Annotated in this window: 6 protein-coding genes; 5 read left to right on the forward strand and 1 reads right to left on the reverse strand. The window is 69.9% G+C overall.

The window, feature by feature from the left end:
• Window positions 1-89: 89 nt before the first annotated feature.
• Window positions 90-386, reverse strand: a complete 297-nt coding sequence (locus ABZT74_RS16825; RefSeq protein ID WP_355868143.1) for a DUF397 domain-containing protein — start codon at window positions 384-386, stop codon at window positions 90-92.
• Window positions 387-652: 266 nt separating this feature from the next.
• Between ABZT74_RS16825 and rpsO the strand changes: the two genes are divergently transcribed.
• The 5 genes from rpsO (at window position 653) to ABZT74_RS16850 (ending at window position 6,158) form a co-directional block, all read left to right on the forward strand.
• Window positions 653-943 (forward strand): 30S ribosomal protein S15, encoded by a 291-nt coding sequence (gene rpsO / locus ABZT74_RS16830; protein WP_081219736.1) that lies wholly within the window; start codon window positions 653-655, stop codon window positions 941-943.
• A gap of 359 nt (window positions 944-1,302) precedes the next feature.
• Window positions 1,303-3,519, forward strand: coding sequence for a polyribonucleotide nucleotidyltransferase (locus tag ABZT74_RS16835; protein ID WP_355868146.1), 2,217 nt, complete (start codon window positions 1,303-1,305; stop codon window positions 3,517-3,519).
• On the forward strand, window positions 3,516-4,895 hold the full coding sequence (locus tag ABZT74_RS16840) for a pitrilysin family protein (protein WP_355868149.1): 1,380 nt from the start codon (window positions 3,516-3,518) through the stop codon (window positions 4,893-4,895). The genes ABZT74_RS16835 and ABZT74_RS16840 overlap by 4 nt, the downstream gene beginning before the upstream one ends.
• 25 nt (window positions 4,896-4,920) lie before the next feature.
• Complete coding sequence (dapB, locus tag ABZT74_RS16845; protein ID WP_356435601.1) at window positions 4,921-5,673, forward strand: 4-hydroxy-tetrahydrodipicolinate reductase; 753 nt, start codon at window positions 4,921-4,923, stop codon at window positions 5,671-5,673.
• 32 nt (window positions 5,674-5,705) lie between these two features.
• Window positions 5,706-6,158 (forward strand): hypothetical protein, encoded by a 453-nt coding sequence (locus tag ABZT74_RS16850; protein WP_355868155.1) that lies wholly within the window; start codon window positions 5,706-5,708, stop codon window positions 6,156-6,158.
• The last annotated feature ends 191 nt before the right edge of the window (window positions 6,159-6,349 follow it).

Here is a 6,349-nt window from a genome sequence, read left to right on the forward strand (position 1 = left end):
GGAGCGGAGAACCTCTCCGCTCCGGCCCAGCAGCAATCGACGTTCACGGTGTCGGGACGCCGCCCACCGGACGGCGGCCGACCGTGCCGCTACTCCGAGGGCAGACCCCCGGCGGGCGGCGCCGGCTCCAGGTCGAACTCGCCGTCCCGGGCACCCAGCACGAAGGCCCGCCACTCGGCCTCCGTGTACCGCAGCACCGTCCCGGGGTCGAGCGACGAGCGCATGGCCACCGCGCCTCCGGCCAGATACGCGATCTCGACCCGCTCCTCGTGCCCCTCGGTGCCGGGCGCGCTCTGCCATTCGGCGCCCGAGATGTCCAGCGCGTAGAGCTCGTCCTTCTCCCGCTCCTTGCGCGCCTTGACGTCCTTGTCCGCTTCCTCGGCCATGTTCCGCCGGCCCCTTCCCCACGTACGAATGACCTCTGCGGCGTCACCCTAGTGGCCTGGACCACACCGTCCGGGAACCTTCCGTGACCCTGGCAGACGCGTCCGGCCAGGCTGGTACCCTGTGTAACGGCCGTTTGTGTACGCACCCCCGGAGCGCTGCTCCGGAGGCCGCGCCCGACGGATCCCCGCCTTCCGAGTCACGGAAGCTCCCCTGAGAATTCGACCAGGGGCACTCGGTGGCAGACACGAGACTACAAGGAGTAAGCGTGCCGCTCGACGCCGCTACGAAGAAGCAGCTCATCAGCGAGTTCGGTCAGAAGGAGGGCGACACCGGCTCCCCCGAGGTCCAGGTCGCCATGCTTTCGCGCCGGATCTCGGACCTGACCGAGCACCTCAAGACCCACAAGCACGACCACCACTCCCGCCGTGGTCTTCTGATCCTGGTCGGCCAGCGTCGCCGCCTGCTTCAGTACTTGGCCAAGAAGGACATCCAGCGCTTCCGTGCGCTGGTCGACCGCCTGGGCATCCGCCGCGGTGCGGCCGGCGGCGCCAAGTAAGACGCCGTGAAGGGAGCGGTTCCCGCGTCGGGAGCCGCTCCTTTTGCTGTATGTGCTGCCGCACGGCTTTGTACGTGCGGAGTGTCACCGACGCTTTGTAGTGTGGTAGCACAACGCAATACGCAGGAAACAGCACGTACGAACAGAGCGTGATGAAGCCGTACCCGCCGGGTAGGGCATCTCACGACACCGAACGAGGAGAAGCGCGCCTCGCCGCCGCCGGTCCTCGGTAGTGGCCCCCGGGCTCAAGAGCCCCGGGTGCTTCGATCGAAGACCGGCCCGCACCAGAAGGAGCGCCTCTCCGCCACCGTCCCCCTGCCACACGGGCAGGCCGGGACGAAGACGAGGAGAAATCACTAGTGGAGAACGAGACCCACTACACCGAGGCCGTCATCGACAACGGCTCCTTCGGTACCCGCACCATCCGCTTCGAGACGGGCAGGCTGGCCAGGCAGGCCGCCGGCTCCGCCGTCGCGTACCTGGACGACGACACCATGGTGCTGTCGGCCACGACCGCTTCCAAGAAGCCCAAGGACCAGCTCGACTTCTTCCCCCTGACGGTGGACGTCGAGGAGCGGATGTACGCCGCCGGCAAGATCCCCGGCAGCTTCTTCCGCCGTGAGGGCCGTCCCTCCGAGGACGCCATCCTCACCTGCCGCCTGATCGACCGCCCGCTGCGTCCGTCCTTCAAGAAGGGCCTTCGCAACGAGATCCAGGTCGTCGCGACGATCATGGCGCTCAACCCCGACCACCTGTACGACGTCGTGGCGATCAACGCCGCCTCCGCGTCCACGCAGCTGGCCGGTCTGCCCTTCTCCGGCCCGGTCGGCGGCGTCCGCGTCGCGCTGATCAACGGCCAGTGGGTCGCGTTCCCGACGCACACCGAGCTCGAGGACGCCGTCTTCGACATGGTCGTCGCCGGTCGTGTCCTCGAGGACGGCGACGTCGCGATCATGATGGTCGAGGCCGAGGCCACCGACAAGACGATCACGCTCGTCCAGGGTGGCGCCGAGGCGCCGACCGAGGAGGTCGTGGCCGCCGGCCTCGACGCCGCGAAGCCCTTCATCCGGGTCCTGTGCAAGGCGCAGTCGGACCTCGCCGCCAAGGCCGCCAAGCCGACCGGCGAGTTCCCGATCTTCCTGGACTACCAGGACGACGTCTTCGAGGCCCTCACCGCCGCGGTCAGGAGCGAGCTCGCCCAGGCGCTCACCATCGCCGGCAAGCAGGACCGCGAGGCCGAGCTGGACCGCGTCAAGGAGATCGCCGCCGAGAAGCTGCTCCCGCAGTTCGAGGGTCGCGAGAAGGAGATCTCCGCGGCGTACCGCGCGCTGACCAAGAAGCTGGTCCGCGAGCGCGTCATCAAGGACAAGGTCCGTATCGACGGCCGCGGCGTCACGGACATCCGTACGCTGGCCGCCGAGGTCGAGGCCATCCCGCGCGTGCACGGCTCGGCGCTGTTCGAGCGTGGCGAGACCCAGATCCTGGGCGTTACCACCCTGAACATGCTCCGTATGGAGCAGCAGCTGGACACCCTTTCCCCGGTGACCCGCAAGCGCTACATGCACAACTACAACTTCCCGCCGTACTCCGTCGGTGAGACGGGCCGCGTCGGCTCCCCGAAGCGCCGCGAGATCGGCCACGGCGCGCTCGCCGAGCGCGCGATCGTGCCGGTCCTGCCGACCCGCGAGGAGTTCCCCTACGCGATCCGTCAGGTGTCCGAGGCCCTCGGCTCCAACGGCTCGACGTCCATGGGATCCGTCTGCGCCTCCACCATGTCGCTGCTCAACGCCGGTGTGCCCCTCAAGGCCCCCGTCGCCGGTATCGCCATGGGTCTGATCTCCCAGGAGATCGACGGCCAGACGCACTACGTCGCCCTCACCGACATCCTCGGTGCGGAGGACGCCTTCGGTGACATGGACTTCAAGGTCGCCGGCACCAAGGAGTTCGTGACCGCTCTCCAGCTCGACACCAAGCTGGACGGCATCCCCGCCTCCGTCCTGGCCGCCGCCCTCAAGCAGGCCCGTGACGCCCGCCTCCACATCCTCGACGTGATGATGGAAGCGATCGACACGCCGGACGAGATGTCCCCGAACGCTCCGCGGATCATCACCGTCAAGATCCCCGTGGACAAGATCGGTGAGGTCATCGGCCCCAAGGGCAAGATGATCAACCAGATCCAGGAGGACACCGGCGCCGACATCACGATCGAGGATGACGGCACCATCTACATCGGTGCCCAGCAGGGTTCGCAGGCCGAGGCCGCGCGCGCCACGATCAACTCGATCGCCAACCCGACCATGCCGGAGGTCGGCGAGCGTTACCTGGGCACCGTCGTGAAGACGACGACCTTCGGTGCGTTCGTGTCGCTCCTCCCCGGCAAGGACGGGCTGCTGCACATCTCGCAGATCCGCAAGCTCGCCGGTGGCAAGCGCGTGGAGAACGTCGAGGACGTCGTCGGCGTGGGCTCCAAGGTCCAGGTCGAGATCGCCGAGATCGACTCCCGCGGCAAGCTCTCCCTGATCCCCGTGATCGAGGGCGAAGGCGACGATGAGAAGAAGGACGACACCGACAAGTGACGTCGAGTAGCTCCACGACGACGGCCCGCACCTCCTCGGAGGCGCGGGCCGTCGCCCGTACCCAAACCCTGATCAAGGGCACGAACGGCATCGGCACGGTCCGCAAGACCACCCTCCCGGGCGGCCTGCGCATTGTCACCGAGACGCTCCCCTCCGTGCGCTCCGCCACCTTCGGCATCTGGGCACACGTGGGCTCCCGCGACGAGACGCCGGCGCTGAACGGCGCCACGCACTATCTGGAGCACCTGCTCTTCAAGGGCACGAACCGCAGGTCCGCCCTGGACATCTCCTCGGCGATCGACGCGGTCGGCGGCGAGATGAACGCGTTCACGGCCAAGGAGTACACGTGCTACTACGCGCGCGTGCTCGACACCGACCTGCCGCTCGCGATCGACGTCGTCTGCGACATGCTGACCGGCTCCCTCATCGTCGAGGACGACGTCAACGTGGAGCGCGGCGCGATCCTCGAAGAGATCGCGATGACCGAGGACGACCCGGGCGACTGCGTGCACGACCTGTTCGCGCACACGATGTTCGGCGACAACCCCCTCGGCCGTCCGGTCCTCGGCACGGTCGACACCGTCAACGCCCTCACCGCGGACCGCATCCGCCGCTTCTACAAGAAGCACTACGACCCGACCCACCTCGTGGTGGCCGCCGCCGGCAACGTCGACCACAACAAGGTCGTCCGCCAGGTCCGTGCCGCCTTCGAGAAGGCGGGCGCCTTCAAGAACGCCTCGGCGACCCCCATCGCCCCGCGTGACGGCCGGCGCACCATCCGCACGGCCGGCCGCGTCGAACTGCTCGGCCGCAAGACCGAGCAGGCCCACATCGTCCTCGGCATGCCGGGCCTCGCCCGCACCGACGAGCGGCGCTGGGCCCTCGGCGTCCTGAACACCGCCCTCGGCGGCGGCATGTCCTCGCGCCTCTTCCAGGAGGTCCGCGAGAAGCGCGGCCTGGCCTACAGCGTGTACTCGTACACCTCGGGCTTCGCCGACTGCGGTCTCTTCGGCGTCTACGCCGGCTGCCGCCCGAGCCAGGTCCACGACGTCCTGAAGCTCTGCCGCGACGAGCTGGACCAGGTCGCCGAGCACGGCCTCTCGGACGACGAGATCGGCCGTGCCGTCGGCCAGCTCCAGGGCTCCACCGTCCTCGGCCTCGAGGACACCGGCGCGCTGATGAACCGCATCGGCAAGAGTGAGCTGTGCTGGGGCGAGCAGATGTCCGTCGACGACATGCTGGCCCGGATCGCCTCGGTCACCCCGGACGAGGTCCGCGAGGTCGCCCGGGACGTCCTGGGGCAGCGGCCCTCGCTGGCGGTCATCGGCCCGGTCAAGGACAAGCAGGCGTCCCGTCTGCACGACGCGGTCGCGTAATCCCGTCTCGGTAAGGAACGAAGCAATGAGCAAGCTGCGCGTGGCGGTCCTCGGTGCCAAGGGCCGGATCGGGGCCGAGGCGGTGCGAGCCGTCGAGGCCGCCGAGGACATGGAGCTGGTTGCCGCCCTCGGGCGCGGCGACAAGCTGGAGACGCTGGTCGACGCCGGCTCCCAGGTCGTCGTCGAACTGACCACCCCCGCCTCGGTGATGGGCAACCTCGACTTCTGCGTCCGGCACGGCATCCACGCCGTGGTCGGCACGACCGGCTGGACCGACGAGCGTCTCGCGCAGCTCGGCACCTCGCTGGCCGCGTCCCCGGACACCGGCGTGCTGATCGCGCCGAACTTCTCCATCGGGGCCGTCCTGACCATGAAGTTCGCCGAGGTCGCCGCGCCGTACTTCGAGTCCGTCGAGGTCATCGAGCTGCACCACCCGAACAAGGTGGACGCCCCCAGCGGCACCGCCACGCGCACCGCCCAGCTCATCGCCGCCGCCCGGGAACGCGCGGGCAACTCCCCGCAGCCCGACGCCACGGCGACCGCCCTGGACGGCGCCCGCGGCGCGGACGTCGACGGCGTGCCGGTGCACGCGGTCCGGCTGCGCGGCCTCCTGGCCCATCAGGAGGTCCTGCTCGGCGGTGAGGGCGAGACCCTCACCGTCCGCCACGACTCCCTGCACCACAGCAGCTTCATGCCGGGCATCCTGCTCGGCGTCCGCCGCGTGGTGACCACCCCGGGCCTCACCTTCGGCCTGGAACACTTCCTGGACCTCGGCTGAGCCGGGGCACGTACACGAGGTAACCGGCAGACATGCGCGCGAAAATCACCTACGCCGTCACGGCCGCCGTCCTGGTCGTCTACTTCGTCCTGGTCGGCAGCCGGGGGGTCATGCTCATCCAGGACGGCACCCTGATCACCGTCACCTTCGGTGTCGCCGTGCTCATCCTGCCGGTCATCGGCGTCTGGTTCCTCTGGGCGAACACGCAGTTCGTCCGGAAGGCCAACAAGCTCGCGGCCACGCTCGACGCCGAGGGCGGACTGCCCGTCGACGAGCTGAGGCGCACCGAGGGCGGCCGCATCGACCGTGACTCGGCCGACGAGGTCTTCGCCCGCCGCAAGGCCGAGACGGAGGACGCGCCGGACGACTGGCGCACCTGGTTCCGTCTCGCGGTGGCCTACCACGACGCCCGTGACACCCCGCGCGCCCGCAAGGCGATGCAGCGGGCCATCGCCCTCCAGGAGGGCAGGACCCTGGAAGCCTGACCGGGCCGAGCGACCCCCGCCAGGTCGGGCGGGACGCGCTTCACGGCGGCTGTACGACGGAGGAGGGGGGGGGGGCGCCCCGGGGGGGGGGGGGCCCCCCCCCGGGGGGGGGGGGGGGGGGGGGGCCGGCCTGGCCGGGGGGCGCGGCCGCCCCCCCCCCCCACGCCGGCCCCCCCCGGGGGCGGGGCCCC

The sequence above is a fragment of the Streptomyces sp. NPDC005302 genome (assembly GCF_040607345.1).
Taxonomy (GTDB): domain Bacteria; phylum Actinomycetota; class Actinomycetes; order Streptomycetales; family Streptomycetaceae; genus Streptomyces.